Here is a 17,888-nt window from a genome sequence, read left to right as displayed (position 1 = left end):
GCGCAACCCACCCCACGGAAAGGCGACACCCCGCGATGACCGACCGGCCCGCACCCGCACCCGACCAGCCACACGACCTCGTCGGCATCGGCATCGGCCCCTTCAACCTCTCCCTCGCAGCCCTCGCCCACAACATCCCCGCAGCCCCCGACGACCCCCGCCCCCTCGCCGCGACCTTCTACGAACAACGCCCCGCCTTCCACTGGCACCCCGGCCTCCTCCTCGACGGCGCCAGCCTCCAAGTCCCCTTCCTCGCCGACCTCGTCACCCTCGCCGACCCCACCAGCCCCTGGAGCTTCCTCAACTACCTCCGCACCCGCCACCGCCTCTTCCCCTTCTACTTCGCCGAGCGCTTCCACATCCAACGAGCCGAATACGACGCCTACTGCCGCTGGGTCAGCGAACAACTCCCCGGCCTCCACTTCGGCCACCAGGTCGACACCGTCCGCTGGAACACCCACCGCGCCCTCTTCGAAGTCGACTTCACCCAACTCGACCGCGACGGCGAAGCCGAAGCCCTCGGCCGCGCCTACGCCCGCCACATCGCCCTCGGCATCGGCACCGAACCCTTCGTCCCCGAACCCCTCAAACCCCTCGCCGAAGCCGAAGCCGTCCCCGTACTCCACTCCGCCGACTACCTCCGCCACCGCGAACGGCTCCTCACCGCCGAACACATCACCGTCATCGGATCCGGCCAGTCCGGCGCCGAGATCTTCCTCGACCTCCTGCGCGCCCGCCCCGAAGGCGCCGAGAAGATCCACTGGCTCGCCCGTACGCAGGCCTTCGCCCCCATGGAGTACTCCAAACTCGGCCTCGAACACTTCACCCCCGACTACAGCCGCTACTTCCACGCCCTCCCCGAATCCGCCCGCGACGAACTCCTCCCCCGCCAATGGCAGCTCCACAAAGGCATCGACGCCGACACCATCGCCGCCATCCACGACGAGCTCTACCGCCGCACCCTCCACGGCGGCTGGCCCGACGCCACCCTCACCCCCGGCGTCCACGTCCGCACCGCGGGCCGCGTCGCCAACACCCGCCTCGAACTCCACCTCGAACACACCCAGCAAGGCACCCGCTCCCGCCTCACCACCGACGCCGTCATCCTCGCCACCGGCTACCGCGAACGCCCCCTCGACGCCCTCCTCGACGGCCTCGACCCCTACCTCCGCCGCGACGCCTCCCACCGCCCCCGCATCGACGACCAGTACCGCCTGATCCTCGCCCCCGCCGTCACCGGACACGTCTACGTACAGAACGCCGAACGCCACACCCACGGAGTCGGCGCCCCCGACCTCGGACTCGCCGCCTGGCGCAGCGCCACCATCCTCAACCACCTCACCGGCGCCAACCCCTACCCCCTCCCCGAACGCACCGCCTTCACCACCTTCGGCCTCACCCCCCAGCCACCCACCATCCCCGCCCAGGCCCCCGCCCTCGTCCCCCTCAGCCAGTCCATCTGACCCACCGCACAACGAACGGCCCGGGCCCCCACCGACGGAGACCCGGGCCGAACGAACAGCACAAAGCACACAGGACTACGGGAACACCGGCACCCCACCACGCGTCAGCCGCCACCCCACCGACCCGGCCACCACCACGCACAACACCCCCACGCAGCGTTTCGATCCGATGACCACGCGACACACACCACGACACACCACCCCCCGTGCCACAGTGAACACATGACCGAAACCCCCACCCCCGCAACCCACCACTCCTACGGCACCCCCACCACCCCCCACGTCACCGTCCGCGGCGAAGCCCACCTCGAAGCCGACCCCGAGATCGCCCGCATCGCCATCACCCTCACCGCCCGCAACACCGACCGCCGCACCACCCTCGACGACCTCACCCGCCGCAACACCACCACCCTCGACCTCATCAAGGGCTACGGCGACGCGGTGGAAGAACTCGAAACCGGCACCCTCACCATCCGCCCCGAACTCACCCGCCACGGCCGCGCCGAACGCATCCGCGCCTACCACGGAAGCATCCAACTCACCGCCACCCTCAGCGACTTCACCACCCTCGGCGAACTCGTCACCCGCCTCGCCGACCAAGACCTCACCCGCGTCGACGGCCCCTGGTGGGCACTACGCCCCACCTCACCCGTCCACGCCACCGCCCGCCGCCAAGCCGTCCAGGAAGCGCTCCAACGCGCCCGCGAATACGCCGAAGCCCTGGACACCCGCATCGGCGCCCTCCTCGAACTCAGCGACACCGGCATCGGCGGCGGACCCCGCATGACCCGCACCGCCTTCTCCACCCAGGCCATGGCGTACGGAGGCGCCGGCACGGAGGCCGCCTCCGACCCCGCGCCCATCGACCTCGAACCCGTACGCCAGAACGTCGACGCCCAGGTCGAGGCCTCCTTCACACTCGTCCCGCCGAACCTCGGATAAACGCTCATCAGAGCACCCCGCCGCACAATTCAACACTTGTCAACAACCCTTCATGCAAAGGTTGTTGAGGTGTCACGCAGAGCCAAATACCTACCCGCAGGTAAGGTTTAGTCTCGAACCATGCGCCGAGCGAAAATCGTTTGCACCCTGGGACCCGCAACCGACACATACGACCAGATCAAAGCCCTGGTCGAAGCGGGAATGGACATCGCCCGCCTCAACCTCAGCCACGGCACCTACGCCGAACACGAAGAGCGCTACCACCACGTCCGCAAAGCGTCCGAGGAAGTCGGCCGCAGTGTCGGCATCCTCGCCGACCTTCAAGGTCCGAAGATCCGCCTCGGACGCTTCCGCGAAGGCCCCGTACTCCTTGAACGCGGCGACACCTTCACCATCACCGTCGAACCCCTCGAGGGCGAAGGCACCGGCGACATCTGCGGCACCACCTACGACGGCCTCGCCACCGACGTCACCACCGGCGAACGCATCCTCATCGACGACGGCCGCGTCACCCTCGAAGTCACCGACGTCGACGGCCCCCGCGTCCACACCACCGTCATCGAAGGCGGCATGGTCTCCGACAACAAGGGACTCAACCTCCCCGGCGTCGCCGTATCCGTCCCCGCCCTCTCCGAAAAAGACATCGACGACCTCCGCTGGGCCCTGCGCACCGGCGCCGACATCATCGCCCTCTCCTTCGTCCGCACCGGACGCGACATCGACGACGTCCACCGCATCATGGACGAGGAGAACCGCCGCCTCCCCGTCATCGCCAAAGTCGAAAAGCCCCAGGCCGTCGACAACATCGACGACATCGTCGCCGCCTTCGACGGCATCATGGTCGCCCGCGGCGACCTCGGCGTCGAAATGCCCCTGGAACAAGTACCGATCGTCCAGAAACGCGCCATCAAGCTCGCCCGCCGCAACGCCAAACCCGTCATCGTCGCCACCCAGATGCTCGACTCGATGATCGACAACTCCCGCCCCACCCGCGCCGAAGCATCCGACGTCGCCAACGCCATCATCGACGGCACCGACGCCGTCATGCTCTCCGGCGAGACCAGCGTCGGGAAATACCCCATCGAGACCGTCCGCACCATGTCCCGCATCGTCGAAGCAGCCGAGGAAGACCTCCTCGCCAAGGGCCTCCCGCCCCTCACCGAACGCAACAAACCCCGCACCCAGGGCGGCGCGGTAGCGCGAGCGGCCGCCGAGATGGGCGACTTCCTCGGCGCGAAATTCCTCGTAGCCTTCACCCAGAGCGGCGACACCGTCAAACGCCTCTCCCGCTACCGCTCACCCATCCCGCTCCTCGCCTTCACCCCCGACGAAGCCACCCGCGCCCAGCTCAACCTCACCTGGGGCGTCGAGACCTTCCTCGGCCCGCACGTCGGCTCCACGGACGCGATGGTCGCCCAGGTCGACGAGGAACTCCTGCGCATCGGCCGCTGCGCGAAGGGCGACATCGTGGTCATCACCGCCGGCTCCCCGCCCGGCGTCGCGGGCTCCACGAACCTGGTCCGCGTCCACCACATCGGCGAGGACGACAGCCCGAAGTAGGGCAGCTCAGTATTTCGGCCCGACGTGCGCATCCATGAGGGCGACGGATGCCCGTCGGGCTACGGAGATGTTGTAGGGCTTGCCCGCGCGTGTGCAGTGCGTCCATACGATGCCGAGCGCGTCGAGGGCGTCGGTGTAGAGGCGGCGGATGTCGTCGGAGACGTTGGTGAAGTAGTACCGCGGGTACTCGTAGCGCTTCCGTTCACCCTTGACGACTCGGGTCGTCCAGTTCATGTTCCGACACCCGTCGGAGTGGATGAGGCCCCTGATGAAGTGCCAGGGGTGGGCGTCGATGATCTCCTGCTGCCACGCTTCGAGAACGATCGGCCGCTCGTGCTTCTTGCCCGGCCCGTGCTGAGGAAAGACACAGGTCCAGTGTTTGCTGTACGACTTCACTTCAATGCAGTTGTTTCGCTGCCGTCGACCGGTGCGCGGCATGGGCATGACCGTGCGCATGGCCGATTCCGCCTCGTTGATCACGCCCGGCCAGATGGCGTCGCAGAAGATCGACAGATGATGTTGCTTGGTCTTCGACGTGATGTGGCCGTCGCCGAGGTACAGCCCCAGTAAGTAGGCGTAGGCGGCGCGATCAACCTGCCGGCCTGTGCACGCGGGGCAGTCGGTGGGCTGTTCGTACCGCACTCCGCGTCGCTTGCGGTCCTCATGCAGCCACCAGCCGACAGTTCCGCGTGGCACCTTGAGGTGTTCTGCCACTGCTCGATTGGTGGTTCCGCTCCGCAAGAGGGCAAGCGCTTCGTTACGTATCGAGGGGTTGTGCTGCTCCATGCAGCGTAGTTTTCTGCGACCTTCGAAGGGGTGTGCCCGGATCGAAGGCACGTTCACCAGCAAGGGTGAAGATCGCCAAATTGTTACTCGACCTTGGAATCCAAGGAGAAGTGCCCCGAGTCGGATTCGAACCGACGCTGTATGGGTTTTGAATCCATCGCCTCTGCCGCTGGGCTACCGGGGCCCCTTCGAAACGAAGGATACCGAGGACCCTCCGTGCCTCAAACATACCGTAACTAGGTAGGCTCTTGGGAGCTGCACCCCTGTCCTAACAAGGAGCCCCGTGACCACCCCCGAGTCGCCCCAGCCCGTAGACGCCGTCGACGACGACAAGTCGCACGTCCCGCCGCTGACGACCCGCGTCGTCATCGCCGAGGACGAGGCCCTCATCCGCCTCGACCTCAAGGAGATGCTGGAGGAGGAGGGTTACTCCGTCGTCGGTGAGGCGGGCGACGGGCAGCAGGCCGTCGAGCTGGCCCGGGAGCACAAGCCGGACCTGGTCATCCTGGACGTGAAGATGCCGGTCCTCGACGGGATCTCCGCCGCAGAGAAGATCGCCGAGGAGTCCATCGCCCCGGTCCTGATGCTCACCGCGTTCTCGCAGCGCGACCTCGTCGAGCGGGCCCGGGACGCCGGGGCCATGGCGTATCTGGTGAAGCCGTTCAGCAAGAGCGACGTGGTGCCGGCCATCGAGATGGCCGTCTCCCGGTTCGCGGAGCTGAAGGCGCTGGAGAGCGAGATCGCGGACCTCTCGCAGCGGCTGGAGACCCGGAAGCTGGTGGACCGGGCGAAGAGCATCCTGCAGACGGATTACGGGCTCTCCGAGCCGGCCGCGTTCCGGTGGATCCAGAAGACGTCGATGGACCGTCGGATGTCGATGCAGCAGCTGGCGGAGGCGTTGATCGAGGACGCCGAGGAGAAGAAGAACTCGGCCGAGTAGCCGCGTACGCACCAGGCGAGAGGCCCGCACCCGGGGTGAACCGGGTGCGGGCCTCTCGCGTACGGCAGGGGTGTCAGTCCTCGCCGAGGTACGCCTTGCGGACCGACTCGTCGTGGAGCAGGTCAGAGCCGGGGCCGGAGAGGACGATCTTGCCGACCTCCATGACGTGACCCTGGTCCGCGAGGGACAGGGCGGCCTGGGCGTTCTGCTCGACGAGCAGGATCGTGGTGCCCGCCGCCTTGAGCTCGACGATGGTCTCCATGATCTTCTGCATCATGATCGGGGAGAGTCCCATGGAGGGCTCGTCGAGCATGAGCAGCTTGGGCTGGGACATGAGGGCGCGTCCCATGGCGAGCATCTGCTGTTCGCCGCCCGAGAGGGTGCCCGCGGCCTGCTTCCGGCGTTCCCCGAGGATGGGGAAGAGGTCGTAGGCGCGCTGGATGTCCTTCTCGATGCCTGCCTTGTCGGTGCGGAGGAAGGCTCCGAGCTGGAGGTTCTCCGCGATGGTGAGGCGGGGGAAGATGTGGCGGCCTTCGGGGGAGTGGGCGAGTCCGAGCGCGACGATCTTGTGCGCGGGGACGTTGCCGAGGGGTTTCCCGTCGAAGGTGATGCGGCCGCCGGAGGGCTTGAGGAGCCCGGAGAGGGTGCGCAGTGTGGTGGTCTTGCCCGCGCCGTTGGTGCCGATGAGGGTGACGACCTGGCCGGCTTCGACGCTGAAGGAGATGCCCTTGACGGCTTCGATCTTGCCGTAGGCGACGCGGAGGTCTTCGACCTCGAGCAGGGCGGTCACTGGGTTTCCCCTTCCGTGCGGGTGGTGCTGTGCGCCTCCGCGGCTTCGACCTCGGCGACTTCGTCCGCTCCGGGGGCGCCTTCGAAGGGCGTTCCGAGGTAGGCGGCGACGACGCGTTCGTCGGCCTGGACGACGCTGGGGGTGCCCTCGACGAGTTTTTCGCCCTGGACGAGGCAGGCGACGCGGTCGCAGAGGTTGAAGATGAAGCGCATGTCGTGCTCGATGACGAGTACGGCGATGCCCATGTCGCGGATGGCGAAGATGAGCTCTTCGGTGACGCGGGTTTCCTGGGGGTTCATGCCGGCGGTGGGCTCGTCCAGGAGGAGGAGGCCGGGGTCGCTGGCGAGGGCGCGGGCGATTTCCAGCTTGCGCTGGTCTCCGTAGGGGAGGTTGCGCGCGAGGTGGTCGGCCTTGTCCTGGAGGCCGATGAACTCCAGGAGTTCCATGGCGCGGGCGTGGGAGGCGGCTTCGGCCTTCTTGAAGCCGGGTCCGCGCAGGAGGGCGGACCAGAGGCCTTCCTTGGTCCGGGTGTGGCGTCCGACGAGGACGTTCTCCAGGACGGTCATGTTGGCGAAGAGCCGGATGTTCTGGAAGGTCCGGGCGATGCCTGCCTGGGTGACGAGGTGGGGCTTGGGCGGCAGGACGGTGCCTTTGTAGCTGACCTTGCCCTCGGTGGGGACGTAGAGGCCGGTGAGGCAGTTGAAGAAGGTGGTCTTGCCGGCGCCGTTGGGGCCGATGAGGCCGACGATCTCGCCTGCCTTGACGGAGAGGTCGACGTTGCGCACGGCGGTGAGTCCGCCGAAGCGCATGGTGACGCCGCTCGCGTCGAGCACGGTGGTGGCGGTCTCGGGTGTGGTGGTGGTCATGGTGTTCACGCCCCCGCCTTCGTGGTGCCGGAGGTGGTGCCGGCCAGGGTTTCGTCCGGTACGTCGAGCTGGTCGGTCTCGTGGTACTCCAGCTTGGCGCGTCGGTTGGCGATGAGGCCCTCCGGGCGGAAGCGCATGAGGAGGATGAGCGCGAGTCCGAAGCCGAGGAGCTGGTAGTCCGAGAGGAACTGGAGCTTCGCCGGGATCATGTAGAGGAGTGCCGCGCCGATGAGGGGTCCGCTGATGGTTCCCATGCCGCCGAGGATGACGGCGGCGAGGAGGAAGGCGGAGTTGGGCGGTACGGGTCCGGCGAAGACGTACATCTCGGGGACGACGGTGCTCTGGACGTGGGCCTGTACGGTGCCGGCGATGCCGGCGAGGGTGGCGCCGAGGGCGAAGGCGATGAGCTTGACGCGGAAGCCGTTGATGCCCATGGCGGTGGCGGCGGTCTCGTCCTCGCGGATGGCGACCCAGGCGCGGCCGATGCGGGAGCTGCCTGCTCGGCTGAAGACGAGGACCACGAGGATCATCGCGAGCAGCATGAGCAGGTAGTAGTTGGCGTAGGCGCCGAGTTCGAAGCCCAGGATGGTGTGGGATTCGCCGAAGTTGTACCCGAAGAAGTTGAGGTCGGGGATGTTCGGTACGCCGTTGGGGCCGTTGGTGACGCGGGGTCCGGAGACGCCGTCGAGGTTGCCGACGGCGATGCGGAAGATCTCGCCGAAGCCGAGGGTGACGATGGCGAGGTAGTCGCCGCGGAGGCGGAGGGTGGGTGCTCCGATGACGACGCCGAAGACGAGGGAGACGGCGGCGCCGGTGAGGACGGAGGCCCAGAAGGGGAATTGGACGCCGAACGCGGATGCGGTGGTTCCGGAGACGAGGGCGGCGGTGTAGGCGCCGACGCCGAGGAAGGCGACGTATCCGAGGTCGAGGAGTCCGGCGAGGCCGACGACGATGTTCAGGCCCAGTGCGACGGTCGCGAAGATGAGGATGTTGACCGCGATGAGGGTGTACTGGTCGGTGTTCTGGGTGAACGGGAAGACGGCTGCGGCGACGAAGGCCGCGGCGACGGCGATGGAGCGGTACTTCGTGGTGAGCGCGGAGAGGCGGGCCATGAGGCCGGCCTTGAAGAGTGCGGTCACGGCGAAGCCGGTGATGATCAGGTAGCCGACGAAGAGTTCGGGGTAGGCGGTGTCGATGCCGTAGGTGGCGACGAAGAGACCGATGCCGAAGGCGGCGACGATGATCAGGATTTCGGCCCAGGAGGGGAGTTCCTTGGGGCGTCCGGGCGTGGGGGCGCGGAGGCTGTTGAGGAATCGTTCGAGGGCGGTGGGTTCGGTGGTGTCGGTGATGTTCTGGTCGTGGGGGAGGCCGAGGGAGGCGGCGACGGTGATGATGGCGCCGACGAGGCCGATCCAGGCTCCGGGTTCCAGGTTGACGACGCCGCCGAGTTCGACGGAGATGGCGCCGACGGTGAAGCCCATGGTGCCGAGGGCGCCGAGTGCGGCGAGTCGGACGGGGCTGTTGGAGCCGCCGGGGGTGAGCCAGCGCAGGCCCTTGATGCCGTACCCGGAGAGGGTGAGGAGCAGGGTGAGGGCGGCGCCGATGAGGGTGAGGACCTGGAGGCCGCCGGGGTAGCCGGTGACGGTGAGGTCGCCGGGGAATTCGGAGGTCCAGGTCCAGGCGAGGAAGGTGGAGCCGAGGGTGAGTGCGGCTCCGGCGGCGGTGGCCGCGCGGGCCACCGGTGTGGGGATGGCGAGGACGGGCGTCGTCTGGTGGGTGCTGGTGGTCATCGGTATCACGCCCGATCCGTGACGCGCTCGCCGAGCAGGCCTTGTGGCCTGACGAGGAGGACGACGATGAGAAGGACGAAGGCCCAGACGTTGGCCCAGGCGCCGCCGCCGAGCTGCTGCATGCCGGGGATCTCTTCGATGTAGGCGATCGAGAGGGCTTCGGCGAGTCCGAGGACGACGCCGCCGACCATGGCTCCGTAGATGTTGCCGATGCCGCCGAGGACGGCGGCGGTGAAGGCCTTGAGTCCGAGGATGAAGCCCATCTCGAAGTTGATCTGGCCCTTGTCGAGGCCGTAGGCGACCGAGGCGACGGCGGCGAAGGCGGCGCCGATGGCGAAGGCCATCACGATGATGCGGTCGGTGTTGATGCCCATGAGCTTGGCCGTGTCGGGGTCCTGGGCGGTGGCCTGCATGGCGCGGCCGCTGCGGCTCTTGGCGACGAAGAGGCCGAGGGCGAGCATGCAGAGCGGGGCGAGGACGAGGACGAAGGCGTCGGCGCGCTGGAGGTAGAGGTTGTCGAGCAGCTTGAACGATTCGCCTTGGAATTCGGGGAAGCTGCGGGGCTTCTTCGCGTCGGGGTAGAAGCCCCAGACGAGCTGCTGGAGCACGATCGAGAGGCCGATCGCGGTGATGAGCGGTGCGAGGCGGGGGGCGCCGCGCAGGGGCCGGTAGGCGAACCGTTCCGCGGCGGTGGCCACGGCGACGGAGGCGATGGCTCCACCGATGATCATGAGCGGGATGGCCACGAGGAGTGTGGTGCCGCTGGGGAGCATGATGTAGGTGGTGAGGGCGCCGAAGCCCCCGATCATGAAGATCTCGCCGTGGGCGAAGTTGATGAGCTGGACGATGCCGTACACCATGGTGTACCCGATGGCTATGAGGCCATAGAGGGCGCCGAGGGCAAGGCCGTTGGCCAGCTGTTGCGGCAGTTCGTGCACCGCAGGGCCTCCGATGAGCTTGTCGGATATGACTCCGCGCGAGGGCGCTGTTTGCGCCCTCGCGCGGATGGGGTCAGATGGGGCGGGGCTGTGCGGGGAGGATCAGTCTTCGAACGTGGCGCTCTTGACGTCCTTCCAGGCGCCCTTCTGGACCTCGTAGACGGTGAGCTGCTTGTTGGTGGTGTCGCCGTTCTCGTCGAAGGAGACCTTGCCGGTCACGCCGTCGAAGGAGACCTTGGACATGGCCTCGGTGACCTTGGCACGGGCGTCGTCGGGGAGCTTGCCGTCGTTGTCGGCGACGACGGCCTTGACGGCCTGGATGATGGCCCATCCGGCGTCGTAGGAGTAGCCGCCGTAGGCCGCGTACGGGTCCTTGTAGCCTTCGGTCTTGTAGTCCTCGATGAACTTCTTGGCGGTCGGGAGGGCTTCGACGGGGTAGCCGATGGAGGTGGCGTAGTCGCCGTCGTTGGCTTCACCGGAGGCGCTGATGAAGGCGGGGTCGAAGATGCCGTCGCCGCCCATGGTGGGGATCTTGGCGCCGGTCTTCTTGATCTGGTCGGAGAGCAGGCCGCCCTCGGGGTACTGGCCGCCGTAGTAGACGGAGTCGGCGCCGGAGCTCTTGACCTTGTCGGCGGTGCTGGAGAAGTCGGTCTCCTTCACCGTGACGTGGTCGGTGCCGACGACCTTGCCGCCGAGGCGCTTGAATTCGGCGGAGAAGATGGCGGCGAGGCCGGCGCCGTAGGTCTGCTTGTCGTCGACGACGTAGACCTTCTTCTTCTTGGCGTCGTTGAAGAGGTACTGGGCGGCGAACTTGCCCTGGACGACGTCGGTGGCGCAGGTGCGGAAGTAGGTCTGGAAGGGGCGCTTGATGTCGCCCTTGCCCCAGTTGTCGCCCTGGCTGAGGGCCGGGTTGGTGTTGGCGGGGGAGACCTGGGTGAGGTTGGCCTTGTTGAAGACGCCCTGCATGGACTGGGCGACGCCGGAGTTCAGCGGGCCGACGGCGCCGAGGACGTCGGTGTTGCCGACGAGCTTGGTGGCGTTGGCCTGTCCGGAGGCGGGGACGGCCTGGTCGTCGAGGGCTTCGATCTTGAACTCGATGCCGGGGACTTCGTTGTTCTTGTTCGCGGTCTTGGCCGCGAGGTCCACGGAGTTCTTGATGCCCTGGCCGAGCGCGGAGAGGGAGCCGGTCAGGGGCGCGTCCACGCCGATGACGACGGTGGTCTTGCCACCGCTGTCTCCGCTGTCCTTGCTGCCTTCGTCGCGCGACCCGCAGGCGGTGAGCGTCAGTGCTCCGGTGGTGAGCACTGCGGTGAGTATGAGCAAAGAACGGTGTCGCACGAGAGGGGTCCTTTCCCTGGCGCGGCGCTCCTCTGGCATGAGGTGCCGTGATGTTCGCCGGGCCGTACTGGGTTGGTACAGGGCCGTGCAGCAGACGCGCCCGGCGGCGCGGTGACTGGCGGTGACTCTAAGCGCAGCCGGGGGCCACCGGGACCGGTCGGCGGCGGATGTGACTCTCTTGTTATGCCCTTGAGCAAGGCTTGAGGTTCCTGTGAGGGGATGTGTGGGTTTCGACGGGAGTGCGAAATGACCACATGGTGAGAACACGCAGCTCTGCTAAGGGGCTTGAGGTGATCTTGGTGCTGACGCGGGCCGATGGTCGCGGAGGCGTGGCGAGGTGTCCCGGGTGGTTCGGGCCGGGGTGCGCGGCTGGATCCCGCATTGCCTGGGTGTTACGCAGTGTTACATCGGCGTTCGGGGCCTCGGGGTCGTTGAGGCTGATGTGGCTGCTGAGTGGCTCATGGAACGCGCTTCGGAGTCAAGGGTGTTGACCGAGTGTGGTGGGCAACGCGCTTTCGTTGGTGGGGATATGGCACTGCCCGGCCGGAATGCGCGGGGTGCGATTTCGGCCGGGCAGGTGGGGTTCCCCGTGTGGGGTGCGGGCGTTGGTGTGGGGTGGGTGCGGTGGGTTTCAGTCGGCTTCGGGCTTGGGGGCGTCGCGGAGCAGGCAGGTGAGGCGTGCGGTGCAGACGCGCTTGTCGTGCTCGTCGGTGATGACGATCTCGTACGTGGCGGTGGAGCGGCCCCGGTGTACGGGGGTGGCGACGCCGGTCACGAGGCCGTTGCGGACGCCTCGGTGGTGGGTGCAGTTCAGGTCGACGCCGACGGCGAGCTTGGCGGCCCCGCCGTGGAGCATGGAGCCGATGGATCCGAGGGTCTCGGCGAGGACGGCGGAGGCGCCTCCGTGCAGGAGTCCGTAGGGCTGGGTGTTGCCTTCGACGGGCATGGTGCCGACGACGCGGTCGGCGGAGGCTTCGATGATGGTCACGCCCATGCGTTCGCCGAGGTGGCCGGCGGAGAAGAGGGCGGGCAGGTCGACGCCGAGTGCCGCGTACTCGTCGATGACTTCTTGCGGGAAGAGGGGTGTGGTGTGCTCGCCCATGGGTCCGGCTCCGTTCGTCTGCGCTGGTTCGTTGCTGTCTGCACTGTTCTTATCAGACGGCTGAGCGGACGCTTAGGGGGTGGCGGTTTTCAGACGCTCCGGGTGTTCTCGAAGCGGATGACGACGGATTTGCTGGCCGGGGTGTTGCTGGTGTCCGCCGTGGAGTCCAGGGGGACCAGGACGTTGGTCTCCGGGTAGTAGGCGGCTGCGCAGCCCCGGGCGGTGGGGTAGTGGACGATGCGGAAGCCGTCCGCGCGGCGCTCCACGCCGTCCTTCCACTCGCTGACGAGGTCGGTGTACGCGCCGTCGGTGAGGCCGAGGGCCGCTGCGTCCTCGGGGTTGACCATGACGATGCGGCGGCCGCCCTTGATGCCACGGTAGCGGTCGTCGAGGCCGTAGATGGTGGTGTTGTACTGGTCGTGGGAGCGCAGGGTCTGCAACAGGAGCCTGCCGTCGGGGAGTCCGGGGTATTCGACGGGTGCGGCGGTGAAGTTGGCGCGGCCGGTGGCGGTGGGGAAGCGGCGTTCGTCGCGGGGGGCGTGGGGGAGGGTGAAGCCGCCGGGGCGGGCGATGCGGGTGTTGAAGTCCTCGAAGCCGGGGACGACGCGGGAGATGCGGTCGCGGATGGTGGCGTAGTCCCGCTCGAAGGCCTCCCAGTCGGTACGGGAGCCGGTGCCGAGGACCGCGCGGGCGAGGCGGGCGACGATGGCCGGTTCGGAGAGCAGGTGGGGGCTCGCGGGGGTGAGGTTGCCGCGCGACGCGTGGACCATGCCCATGGAGTCCTCGACGGTGACGAACTGCTTGCCGCCCGCCTGGACGTCCTTGTCGGTGCGGCCCAGGGTGGGCAGGATCAGGGCGCGGGTGCCGGTGACGGCGTGGGAGCGGTTGAGCTTGGTCGAGACGTGGACGGTGAGGCGGGCGCGGCGCATCGCGGCCTCGGTGACGGCGGTGTCGGGGGTGGCGGCGACGAAGTTGCCGCCCATGGCGAAGAAGACCTTCGCCTCGCCGTCGCGCAGCGCCTGGATGGAGCGCACCACGTCCAGGCCGTGGTGGCGCGGCGAGGTGATGCCGAATTCCTTGTCGAGGGCGTCGAGGAAGGCCGGTGCGGGGCGTTCGAAGATGCCCATGGTGCGGTCGCCCTGGACGTTGGAGTGGCCGCGCACCGGACAGACTCCGGCGCCGGGGCGGCCGATGTTTCCGCGCAGCAGAAGGAAGTTGACGATTTCGCGGATGGTGGGCACGGAGTGCTTGTGCTGGGTGAGGCCCATCGCCCAGCAGACGATGGTGCGTTTCGAGGCGAGGACGAGGGCGAGGGCCTGCTCGATCTCGGCGCGGGTGAGGCCGGTCGCGGTGAGGGTCTCGTCCCAGTCGGCCGCTTCGGCGGCCTGGGCGAACTCCTCGTAACCGTGGGTGTGTTCGGCGACGAACGCGGTGTCGACGGCGCCCTCGGCGGCGAGGATCAGCTTGTTGAGGAGGCGGAAGAGCGCCTGGTCGCCGCCGATGCGGATCTGCAGGAAGAGGTCGTTGAGCGCGGTGCCCTTGAGCATGCCCTGCGGGGTCTGGGGGTTCTTGAACCGCTCCATGCCGGCCTCGGGCAGCGGGTTCACCGAGATGATCTTCGCGCCGGAGGTCTTGGCCTTCTCCAGGGCCGCCAGCATCCGGGGGTGGTTCGTGCCGGGGTTCTGGCCGGCGACGATGATCAGGTCGGCCTGGTGGAGGTCCTCCAGGGAGACGCTGCCCTTGCCGATCCCGATGGTCTCGGTGAGCGCCGAGCCGGACGACTCGTGGCACATGTTGGAGCAGTCCGGCAGGTTGTTGGTGCCGAACTCGCGGGCGAAGAGCTGGAGCAGGAACGCGGCCTCGTTGCTGGTGCGGCCCGAGGTGTAGAAGAGGGCCTCGTCGGGGGAGCCGAGCGCGGTCAGCTCCTCGGCGATGATCGCGAACGCCCGCTCCCAGGTGACCGCCTCGTACCGGTCGGCGCCCTCGGGGAGGTACACCGGGTGGGTGATCCTGCCCTGCTGGCCCAGCCAGTACCCGCTGCGTTCGGCGAGGTCGGCGACGGGGTGGGCGGCGAAGAAGCCGGGGGTCACACGGCGCAGCGTCGCCTCCTCGGCGACGGCTTTGGCGCCGTTCTCGCAGAATTCGGCGGTGTGCCGCTTGTCGCCCTCGGGCCAGGCGCAGCCGGGGCAGTCGAAGCCGTTCTTCTGGTTGACCTTGAGGAGGGTCTGCGCGGTGCGGCGCACGCCCATCTGCTGCTGGGCGATGCGCAGGGAGTGGGCGACGGCGGGCAGCCCGGCGGCGGCGTGCGGGGCCGGCTCGACCTGTGGGGCGTCCTGGACCGGGTCCCCGGTCGGCGGCTTGGTGGCCATGGTGCTGCTCCCCTTCGAGCGCTTCTTCCGCGTGTGTATGTCCTTACCGTCGATCCTGTCACGGCCTGCGGATGTCGTGCCGGTCCGGATTGTCAGTGGGCCGTGGCAGGATCGGGGGCGTGGCTGAGACGGCATCGAAGAAGACGGCAGACAACCGACCGCGCCTGCTCCTCATGGACGGGCACTCCCTGGCGTACCGGGCGTTCTTCGCCCTGCCCGCGGAGAATTTCACGACGGCGGTGGGGCAGCCGACGAATGCCGTGTACGGCTTCATGTCGATGCTGGCGAACACCCTGCGTGACGAGGCGCCCACGCACTTCGCGGTGGCGTTCGACGTGTCCCGCAAGACCTGGCGTGCGCAGGAGTTCCCGGAGTACAAGGCGAACCGCTCCAAGACCCCCGACGAGTTCAAGGGGCAGGTCGAGCTGATCGGCGAGCTGCTGGACGCGATGCACGCGGACCGGTTCGCGGTGGACGGGTTCGAGGCTGACGACGTCATCGCGACGCTCGCGACCCAGGCCGAGGCGGCCGGGTTCGAGGTCCTGATCGTCACCGGCGACCGGGACTCCTTCCAGCTGATCACGGACAACGTGACCGTGCTCTACCCCACCAAGGGGGTCTCCGAGCTGACCCGGTTCACCCCGGAGAAGGTCGTCGAGAAGTACGGGCTCACCCCGCAGCAGTATCCGGACTTCGCCGCCCTGCGCGGCGACCCGTCGGACAACCTCCCGGGTATTCCCGGGGTGGGTGAGAAGACGGCCGCGAAGTGGATCAACCAGTTCGGTTCGTTCGCCGATCTGGTCGAGCGGGCCGATGAGGTCAAGGGCAAGGCCGGGCAGAATTTCCGCGACCACCTGGACGCGGTGAAGATGAACCGTGTGCTGACCGAGATGGTCCGTGACGTGGAGCTCCCGAAGACCCCGGCCGAGCTGGAGCGCGCTCCGTACGACCGCACGGCGGTCACCGGTGTCCTGGACATACTGGAGATCCGTAACCCGAGCCTGCGCGAGCGCCTCCTCGCCGTCGACCCGGGTGCGGCCGAGGCCGGGCCGCCCGCACCCGCCGCCGGCATCGAGCTGGACGGGGTCGTGCTCGGCTCCGGCGAGGTCGCCCCGTGGCTGGAGGCGCACGGCGCGCAGCCGCTCGGCGTCATGACGGTCGACACCTGGTCGCTCGGCGCCGGCACGGTCACCGAGATCGCGCTCGCCGCCGCCGACGGGGCCGCCGCCTGGCTGGACCCGACGCAGCTGGAGGAGGCCGACGAGCGGGCGTTCGCCGCCTGGGTCTCGGACCCGGCCCGGCCGAAGGTCCTGCACAACGCGAAGAACGTGATGCGGGTCCTCCCCGAGCACGGCTGGCGGCTCGAAGGCGTCGTGATGGACACCGCGCTCGCCGCGTATCTGGTGAAGCCGGGCCGCCGCTCCTTCGCCCTGGACGCGCTCGCCGTGGAGTATCTGGGCCGCGAGCTGGCCCCGGCCGCCGCCTCCGACGGGCAGCTCGCCTTCGGCGCGGACGACCGGGCCGAGGCGGACGCCCTGATGGCGCAGGCCCGCGCCGTCCTCGATCTGGGCGACGCGTTCACCACCCGCCTGAAGGAGGTCAACGCCACCGAGCTGCTCCACGACATGGAGCTGCCGACGTCGATCCTCCTGGCCCGCCTGGAGCGGCACGGGATCGCCGCGGACCGGGCCCATCTGGAGGGTATGGAGCAGCAGTTCGCCGGGACCGTGCAGCAGGCGGTGAAGGAGGCGCACGCCGCGGTGGGCCGCGAGTTCAACCTCGGATCGCCCAAGCAGCTCCAGGAGATCCTCTTCGGGGAGCTGGGCCTGCCGAAGACGAAGAAGACCAAGACGGGATACACCACGGACGCGGACGCGCTGGCCTGGCTGGCCGCGCAGACCGAGCACGAACTGCCGGTCCTGATGCTGCGCCACCGCGAGCAGGCCAAGCTGCGGGTCACCGTCGAGGGCCTGATCAAGACGATCGCGGCTGACGGCCGGATCCACACCACGTTCAACCAGACGGTGGCGGCGACCGGCCGGCTCTCCTCCACCGACCCCAACCTGCAGAACATCCCCGTCCGCACCGACGAGGGCCGGGCGATCCGCCGGGGCTTCGTCGTCGGCGAGGGCTTCGAGACGCTGATGACGGCGGACTACAGCCAGATCGAGCTGCGGGTGATGGCGCACCTCTCCGAGGACGCCGGTCTCATCGAGGCGTTCACCTCCGGCGAGGACCTGCACACCACGGTCGCCTCGCAGGTCTTCGGCGTGGAGAAGGACGCGGTCGACGCGGAGATGCGCCGCAAGATCAAGGCCATGTCCTACGGCCTGGCCTACGGTCTCTCCGCGTTCGGCCTCTCCCAGCAGCTGAACATCGACCCCGCCGAGGCCCGGGTGCTGATGGACACCTACTTCGAGCGGTTCGGCGGGGTGCGGGACTATCTCCACCGGGTCGTCGAGGAGGCCAGGGCCACCGGCTACACCGAGACGATCCTCGGCCGCCGCCGCTATCTCCCCGACCTGAACAGCGACAACCGCCAGCGCCGCGAGGCCGCCGAGCGGATGGCGCTGAACGCCCCGATCCAGGGCACGGCGGCGGACATCGTGAAGGTGGCGATGCTGCGGGTGGACCTGGCGCTGACCGAGGCGGAGCTGACCTCGCGGATGCTGCTCCAGGTCCACGACGAAATCGTCCTGGAGATCGCGACGGGCGAGCGGAAGCGGGTGGAGGAGATCCTGCGCCACGAGATGGCCCACGCCGTCGAACTGCGCGCCCCGCTCGACGTCTCGGTCGGCGTGGGCGAGGACTGGGAGTCGGCCGCGCACTGAGCGGCCCGCCCTCTTCTGCTAGGGCGTGTTTCGAAAGTAGCGCCGAGCAGGTGGGACTTTCGAAACACGCCCTAGTTGTATTGCCCTGTGAGGTTGGGGACGCGGCTGGCGGGTGGTTGGCCCTTGAGCGCGGTGTGTCCGCGGTGGTGATTGTAGGTGTGGAGCCAGCCGGG

The 17,888-nt window shown here is 68.4% G+C and carries 13 protein-coding genes, 1 tRNA gene and 1 pseudogene; 5 read left to right on the top strand and 10 right to left on the bottom strand.

Annotated elements, in window-relative coordinates; genetic code table 11:
- Window positions 1–35: 35 nt before the first annotated feature.
- The 3 genes from IG90_RS0137440 (at window position 36) to pyk (ending at window position 3,965) form a co-directional block, all read left to right on the top strand.
- Window positions 36–1,463, top strand: a complete 1,428-nt coding sequence (locus tag IG90_RS0137440; RefSeq protein WP_030595272.1) for a lysine N(6)-hydroxylase/L-ornithine N(5)-oxygenase family protein — start codon at window positions 36–38, stop codon at window positions 1,461–1,463.
- 222 nt (window positions 1,464–1,685) lie between these two features.
- Complete coding sequence (locus tag IG90_RS0137435) at window positions 1,686–2,405, top strand: SIMPL domain-containing protein (RefSeq protein ID WP_030595271.1); 720 nt, start codon at window positions 1,686–1,688, stop codon at window positions 2,403–2,405.
- 120 nt (window positions 2,406–2,525) lie between these two features.
- A complete protein-coding gene (gene pyk, locus IG90_RS0137430) occupies window positions 2,526–3,965 on the top strand; it encodes a pyruvate kinase (protein WP_030595269.1) in 1,440 nt (479 codons plus the stop codon).
- A gap of 6 nt (window positions 3,966–3,971) precedes the next feature.
- Here the strand turns inward: pyk and IG90_RS0137425 are convergent, their stop codons facing one another.
- On the bottom strand, window positions 3,972–4,751 hold the full coding sequence (locus IG90_RS0137425; RefSeq protein ID WP_030595266.1) for a hypothetical protein: 780 nt from the start codon (window positions 4,749–4,751) through the stop codon (window positions 3,972–3,974).
- Window positions 4,752–4,862: 111 nt separating this feature from the next.
- Window positions 4,863–4,935, bottom strand: a tRNA-Leu gene (locus tag IG90_RS0137420).
- A 99-nt stretch (window positions 4,936–5,034) separates the two neighbouring features.
- Here IG90_RS0137420 and IG90_RS0137415 point away from each other — a divergent pair.
- Window positions 5,035–5,691: an ANTAR domain-containing response regulator gene (locus IG90_RS0137415; RefSeq protein ID WP_030595264.1), complete on the top strand. Its 657-nt coding sequence runs from the start codon at window positions 5,035–5,037 to the stop codon at window positions 5,689–5,691.
- A 73-nt stretch (window positions 5,692–5,764) separates the two neighbouring features.
- Here the strand turns inward: IG90_RS0137415 and IG90_RS0137410 are convergent, their stop codons facing one another.
- The 7 genes from IG90_RS0137410 to IG90_RS0137380 all read right to left on the bottom strand — a co-directional run bounded on the left by IG90_RS0137410 (window position 5,765) and on the right by IG90_RS0137380 (window position 14,884).
- Window positions 5,765–6,481: an ABC transporter ATP-binding protein gene (locus IG90_RS0137410; RefSeq protein WP_030595261.1), complete on the bottom strand. Its 717-nt coding sequence runs from the start codon at window positions 6,479–6,481 to the stop codon at window positions 5,765–5,767.
- A complete protein-coding gene (locus IG90_RS0137405) occupies window positions 6,478–7,347 on the bottom strand; it encodes an ABC transporter ATP-binding protein (RefSeq protein WP_030595258.1) in 870 nt (289 codons plus the stop codon). Before IG90_RS0137405 ends, IG90_RS0137410 begins: the two co-directional genes overlap by 4 nt.
- 5 nt (window positions 7,348–7,352) lie before the next feature.
- A complete protein-coding gene (locus IG90_RS0137400) occupies window positions 7,353–9,137 on the bottom strand; it encodes a branched-chain amino acid ABC transporter permease (RefSeq protein WP_030595256.1) in 1,785 nt (594 codons plus the stop codon).
- Window positions 9,138–9,142: 5 nt separating this feature from the next.
- Window positions 9,143–10,075 (bottom strand): branched-chain amino acid ABC transporter permease, encoded by a 933-nt coding sequence (locus tag IG90_RS0137395; RefSeq protein WP_010061202.1) that lies wholly within the window; start codon window positions 10,073–10,075, stop codon window positions 9,143–9,145.
- 102 nt (window positions 10,076–10,177) lie between these two features.
- On the bottom strand, window positions 10,178–11,413 hold the full coding sequence (locus IG90_RS0137390; protein WP_030595253.1) for a branched-chain amino acid ABC transporter substrate-binding protein: 1,236 nt from the start codon (window positions 11,411–11,413) through the stop codon (window positions 10,178–10,180).
- A 631-nt stretch (window positions 11,414–12,044) separates the two neighbouring features.
- Window positions 12,045–12,515, bottom strand: a complete 471-nt coding sequence (locus tag IG90_RS0137385) for a PaaI family thioesterase (RefSeq protein ID WP_030595251.1) — start codon at window positions 12,513–12,515, stop codon at window positions 12,045–12,047.
- Between the two features lie 89 nt (window positions 12,516–12,604).
- Window positions 12,605–14,884: an FdhF/YdeP family oxidoreductase gene (locus IG90_RS0137380; protein ID WP_030595249.1), complete on the bottom strand. Its 2,280-nt coding sequence runs from the start codon at window positions 14,882–14,884 to the stop codon at window positions 12,605–12,607.
- 119 nt (window positions 14,885–15,003) lie between these two features.
- On the opposite strand from IG90_RS0137380, the gene polA reads away from it, so the two are divergent.
- Entirely contained in the window at window positions 15,004–17,715 is a 2,712-nt protein-coding gene (gene polA / locus IG90_RS0137375; RefSeq protein WP_030595246.1) for a DNA polymerase I, read from the top strand.
- Between the two features lie 71 nt (window positions 17,716–17,786).
- Here the strand turns inward: polA and IG90_RS44090 are convergent.
- Window positions 17,787–17,888 (bottom strand): annotated as a pseudogene (locus IG90_RS44090) (IS481 family transposase); the annotation flags it as partial.

The organism is Streptomyces anulatus, from assembly GCF_000721175.1.
In the GTDB taxonomy this organism is placed as follows: Bacteria; Actinomycetota; Actinomycetes; order Streptomycetales; family Streptomycetaceae; genus Streptomyces; species Streptomyces anulatus_C.
This window is presented reverse-complemented; position numbering and strand designations above follow the sequence as displayed.

Excerpts from the sequence above, each read along its gene's own strand:
- IG90_RS0137440 (WP_030595272.1), top strand. The coding sequence starts at position 36 with ATGACCGACCGGCCCGCACCCGCACCCGACCAGCCACACGACCTCGTC.
- IG90_RS0137435 (WP_030595271.1), top strand. The coding sequence starts at position 1,686 with ATGACCGAAACCCCCACCCCCGCAACCCACCACTCCTACGGCACCCCC.
- pyk (WP_030595269.1), top strand. The coding sequence starts at position 2,526 with ATGCGCCGAGCGAAAATCGTTTGCACCCTGGGACCCGCAACCGACACA.
- IG90_RS0137425 (WP_030595266.1), bottom strand. The coding sequence starts at position 4,751 with ATGGAGCAGCACAACCCCTCGATACGTAACGAAGCGCTTGCCCTCTTG.
- IG90_RS0137405 (WP_030595258.1), bottom strand. The coding sequence starts at position 7,347 with ATGACCACCACCACACCCGAGACCGCCACCACCGTGCTCGACGCGAGC.
- IG90_RS0137400 (WP_030595256.1), bottom strand. The coding sequence starts at position 9,137 with ATGACCACCAGCACCCACCAGACGACGCCCGTCCTCGCCATCCCCACA.
- IG90_RS0137385 (WP_030595251.1), bottom strand. The coding sequence starts at position 12,515 with ATGGGCGAGCACACCACACCCCTCTTCCCGCAAGAAGTCATCGACGAG.
- IG90_RS0137380 (WP_030595249.1), bottom strand. The coding sequence starts at position 14,884 with ATGGCCACCAAGCCGCCGACCGGGGACCCGGTCCAGGACGCCCCACAG.